The sequence below is a fragment of the Lactobacillus nasalidis genome (assembly GCF_016587775.1).
GTDB lineage: Bacteria > Bacillota > Bacilli > Lactobacillales > Lactobacillaceae > Lactobacillus > Lactobacillus nasalidis.
Genome location: NZ_BOCG01000606.1, coordinates 1 through 3,736, shown reverse-complemented (window position 1 = coordinate 3,736; position 3,736 = coordinate 1). Strand labels below are relative to the sequence as shown.

Below are 3,736 nucleotides of genomic sequence, written 5' to 3'. Positions count from 1 at the left end.
AGAAGCCGTCCAGGAAGCCGGCAGGTACCCCCAGGTCTTCGCCGCCGGGGCCAACTGCTTCAAGCTGGCCTGGGCCGTTGACGTTGTCAAGAACCTGCGCCAGGCCAGCCAATTGCCGGTTGTCGTCTACCCCAACTCCGGGGCCGAGTATGACCCGGCCGTCAAGGAATGGGTCTATCCGGCTGAAGCGGCCGACTTTGGCCAGGCAGCGGCCGAATGGCTGCAAGCCGGGGCCAGCCTGGTAGGGGGATGCTGCACGACCATGCCGGCGGACATCGCCAAGGTGGCCGCGGCCGTCAAGGCTTTTCAAGCCTAGCCTTCTTTCTTGTTTCCGCCGGGAAAAAGGTTTATACTGCTTTTAAATCATTTTTAATTTTAGGTTAATAATCTTCAGAAGAGAAAGCAGGTTGAACAATGGCGGTCGAACGAGTTAAAGATTTTTTCCAAGGAACCGGCGTCAAGGTAATTGAGCTTCCAGAGTCCTCAGCCACCGTGGCTTTAGCCGCGCAGGCCCTGGACACTGAGCCGGACCAGATTGCCAAGACCCTGTCTTTTCTGGTCGATGACGCGCCGATTCTGGTGGTCATGGCCGGGGAAGCCAGGACGGACAATCACAAGTACAAGGCAACCTTTCACAAGAAGGCCAAGATGATTCCTTTCGATCAGGTGGAGGACTACATCGGCCATGCTCCGGGCGGGGTTTGTCCTTTTGCCGTCAAGTCCGGCGTCAAGGTCTACCTCGACGAGTCCCTGAAGCGCCACAGCGAGGTTTATCCGGCAGCCGGCAGCAGCAACAGCGCGGTGAAGCTGACCATTCCGGACTTGGAAAAGTACTCGGACTACACTGCCTGGGTGGACGTGACCAAGACGGCCTAGGCAAACAAAAAACGCGAACCCTCCGGTTCGCGCTCTCTGTGATGTGAAAAATTACACTTGATAACAATAACAATTTACCACAGATAAAGTTCAGCGTTTGGTGTGACGCTCAACCTAATCGTAATTTTTTCATCTATATGATAATACTTTCATTTTCTTTCGTAAAGTGCTAAGGGGCGCTTTTTTAAAATAAGTTAGGAATTGAGAGGCTTTTGGGCGGGAAACCGCCTTTTTTGAGGTAAAAAAGATGGCAGAGCTGACGAATTTGCGGGCCCGGATTGACGAAGTCGACCAGGAACTGGTCCAGGCCCTGGTCAAAAGGTACGACCTGGTCCTGCAGGTGGCCCGGGCCAAGCAGGCAAGCGGCCGGGCGGTTTTTGATCCGGAAAGGGAGAAACAGGTTTTGGCAAAGGTGAACCGCTTGGCGGGGCGGCCGGAATACGGCCGGGCCCTGGAAGCGGTCTACCAGGAGATCATGGACCAGGCCAAGGAGCTGGAAAGAGATTTTTTGGCCTAGGGGGCGCCTTTTGGCGGCCAAAAATGTTAAAATGGATTCCTAAAAAACTTTGCTGGTAATTAGGAGTTGTCAAAAAGCATGGATTTGGGTTTGAAGGTCAAGAAGATCAATGATTTAACGGCTAAGCGGGGCAACCGGGAGCTGAAGCAGCTTGGCTTAACCTTCTCGCAGTTTCATGCTCTGGTTTATCTGGAGCACTGCCAGGACGGGCAGGCGCCTTTAAAGCAGCTGGAGATTCACTTTCAAGTTGCCCAGGCGACCATGGCCGGCATCGTGGGCCGGCTGGAGTGCAAGGGTTATGTCAAGAGCCGGCTGGCGGAAAACGACAAGCGGGTGAAGATCGTCACGCTGACGCAAGAAGGGCGCAGAATCTGCAAGAGCGCCAAGCAGTGGGGCAGCCAGCTGCAAAAGCAGCTGGCGCTGCTCTACAGCGACAAGGAACTGCGGCAGTTTGAGGAATACCTGGACCGTCTGTATGAATTTTTGGCACAGGATGAGGAAAGAACAGCTGGTGAAAAAGATGACCAATAAGAGAATTTTGCTTCTGTCAACCGGGGGAACGATTGCTTCCGTAGCTTCAGAGGAGGGCCTGATCCCCGGGAAATCCGGCGCGGAACTGCTGCACACCCTGGGAGGGCTGCCTTACGAGATCGAGGTCAAGGACATTCTATCGCTGGACTCTTCCAACATCCAGCCAGAGGAATGGGCCTTTATCGCTGAACAGATCTACAAATTGCGCCGGGGCTTTGACGGCATCGTCGTTTCGCACGGAACCGACACCATGGCTTATACGGCGTCCATGCTGACGTTCATGCTGCAGGGGATCGACTTGCCGGTCGTTTTGACCGGGAGCCAGGTGCCGATGCAGGCCATCTTGAGCGACGCGCCGGACAACCTCCGGGTTGCTTTCGCCGCGGCGGCCACCTGCAAGCCGGGGATCTACATTGCCTTCAACCGGCAGATCATGCGGGGCTGCCGCTGCGTCAAGATTCGGACGACCGGCTTTGACGCCTTCAAGAGCATCAACGTCGACCCGGTTGCCATGGTCACTTCCGACGGCATCGACATCAAGCACAAGGACTTTGAATACGTGCCCAGCGAGCATGCCATCTGTACTTTGAACACCAAAGTGGAAACCCACGTGGCCATGATCAAGCTCTTCCCGGGCTTTGACCCGGCTGTTTTGAGCGCCATGGTCGACAGCGGGGTCAAGGGGATCGTGATCGAGGCCTACGGCTTAGGCGGCATGAACTACATGCGGCGGAACATGGTCAAGGCCATCGGGGAGATCATCCAAAGGGGAGTCCCGGTGGTGGCCTGCAGCCAGTGTCTGTACGAGCGGACCGACCTGACCAAGTACGAGGTCGGCCGGGCAGCGATGCTGGAAGGCGCCATCAGCGGCCGGGACATGACCAGCGAAAGCGCCGTGACGAAACTGATGTGGGCCCTGGGCCAGGGGATGGACCTGGAAGACGTCCGGGCCTTCTTTAACAAGGATATTGCCGGTGAGGTAACCATCACCGATTAAGCTGCTGTAAAGCAGCTTTTTTTGCGCAATTCTTTTCATTTTTGCCGTAAAAACGTTATCATGGTCGTAAAGGCTTGCGTGATAGAGGAGGAAAAAATGATCAAGATAATTGCCAGCGACTTAGACGAAACCTTGCTGGGACCCGGCAACCGGGTCGTGGCGGCCAACCTGCGGGCCATCAAGAAATGCCAGGAACTGGGCATCAAGTTCGTGCCGGCGACCGGGCGGGGCTTTTACTCTTTAAAGCAGACCCTGGAGGAACTGGGGCAGACGGACCAGGCCGGCCAGTACACGATCTGTTACAACGGCGGGGCGATTTTTGAAAACAAGGGCCCGCGCCTGATCTCTTTCACGGGGATGGACGCTGGTTTGGTCGAGGAAATCTTCAAGCGGGGGCAGAAACTGGGCCTGGGGATGCACGTCTACACCGAAGACCGGGTCTACGGCTATGCCTTGACGCAGGAAGAGATCGATTTTTGCAAGGGACGGGCGACTTTCTTCGCGCTACCGGGCGGAGACCTGACGGCTTTGAGAAAAAGCGGGGCCAGGTTCGCCAAGATTCTCTACGTCAACCCGGACTTTGAGCAGCTGAAGAGGCTGCGCGGGGACCTGGCGGATTTGGAGGCCGTCAGCGAGATGAGCTTTTCGTCCAACCGCTATCTGGAATTCAACCCGCCCAAGGTGAACAAGGGGCTGGGCCTGGCGGCTCTGTGCCGGGAGCTGGGCTGCTCAATGGAAGAAACCATGGCCATCGGCGACAGCTTCAACGACCTGCCCATGATCCAGGCCGCCGGCACCGGCGTCGGGGTGGCCAA

At 56.3% G+C, this 3,736-nt stretch carries 6 protein-coding genes; all 6 read left to right on the top strand.

Annotated elements, in window-relative coordinates; all coding sequences use genetic code 11:
- Nucleotides 1-316: homocysteine S-methyltransferase family protein (locus tag lacNas_RS11370; RefSeq protein ID WP_201346877.1), on the top strand; the 316-nt coding region annotated here is incomplete at its 5' end.
- Between the two features lie 98 nt (nt 317-414).
- On the top strand, nt 415-876 hold the full coding sequence (locus lacNas_RS11365) for a YbaK/EbsC family protein (RefSeq protein WP_201331173.1): 462 nt from the start codon (nt 415-417) through the stop codon (nt 874-876).
- Between the two features lie 247 nt (nt 877-1,123).
- The gene (locus lacNas_RS11360; RefSeq protein ID WP_201332051.1) at nt 1,124-1,393 is read left to right on the top strand and encodes a chorismate mutase; all 270 of its coding nucleotides are present in this window, start codon (nt 1,124-1,126) and stop codon (nt 1,391-1,393) included.
- Nucleotides 1,394-1,471: 78 nt separating this feature from the next.
- Complete coding sequence (locus lacNas_RS11355) at nt 1,472-1,924, top strand: MarR family winged helix-turn-helix transcriptional regulator (protein ID WP_201332050.1); 453 nt, start codon at nt 1,472-1,474, stop codon at nt 1,922-1,924.
- A complete protein-coding gene (locus lacNas_RS11350) occupies nt 1,914-2,921 on the top strand; it encodes an asparaginase (RefSeq protein ID WP_201332049.1) in 1,008 nt (335 codons plus the stop codon). The genes lacNas_RS11355 and lacNas_RS11350 overlap by 11 nt, the downstream gene beginning before the upstream one ends.
- A 96-nt stretch (nt 2,922-3,017) precedes the next feature.
- The coding region (locus lacNas_RS11345) for an HAD family hydrolase (protein WP_201335871.1) at nt 3,018-3,736 on the top strand (719 nt) is incomplete at its 3' end.

Excerpts from the sequence above, each read along its gene's own strand:
- lacNas_RS11365 (WP_201331173.1), top strand. The coding sequence starts at position 415 with ATGGCGGTCGAACGAGTTAAAGATTTTTTCCAAGGAACCGGCGTCAAG.
- lacNas_RS11360 (WP_201332051.1), top strand. The coding sequence starts at position 1,124 with ATGGCAGAGCTGACGAATTTGCGGGCCCGGATTGACGAAGTCGACCAG.
- lacNas_RS11355 (WP_201332050.1), top strand. The coding sequence starts at position 1,472 with ATGGATTTGGGTTTGAAGGTCAAGAAGATCAATGATTTAACGGCTAAG.
- lacNas_RS11350 (WP_201332049.1), top strand. The coding sequence starts at position 1,914 with ATGACCAATAAGAGAATTTTGCTTCTGTCAACCGGGGGAACGATTGCT.